This window comes from Pantoea sp. E956-1 (assembly GCF_982223955.1).
This window is the reverse complement of record NZ_CEUYZP010000109.1, coordinates 1-388: the sequence shown is the minus strand read 5'-3', so window position 1 is coordinate 388 and position 388 is coordinate 1. Positions and strand designations below refer to the sequence as shown.

The 388-nt window shown below is 63.4% G+C and carries 1 protein-coding gene; it reads right to left on the bottom strand.

The features are described 5' to 3' along the window. Positions 1 to 388, bottom strand: a 388-nt coding sequence (locus AC0T7J_RS25495; RefSeq protein WP_473798610.1) for a hypothetical protein, incomplete at both ends; no start/stop codon positions are given.

Sequence of the window (388 nt, the reverse complement as noted above, 5' to 3'; positions counted from 1 at the left end):
CCCAGTCGCTGAGACTGGTTTTGCCGCCGCCCTGCGGATAGGTCACGGCGCTTTCGCGGCGGGTGTAGATGGCGGCGAGGCCGGTGGTCAGCCAGAGGTCGTCGGCAATTTCCAGGTCGTTACCGAAATGCAGCACGGTATCCGAACCCTGATAGGTGAAATTACGCATCCGCGTGCCCGGGGCGTAGCTGGCGGTGTTGCCACTCGGGATGCGCACGAACTCGCTGGCGCCGTCGTTGGGCAGGTGCTTGGTCACGCGCAGGCCGACATTGCTGCGGCTTTCCATGCCGAACAGGATGTCGCGGCGTTTGTAGTCGAAGGTGCCGCTGACGTCGGTATATGCCACCTTCAGCCTGTTGGGGCCTTCGCGCAGATCCATCGGGTAGTC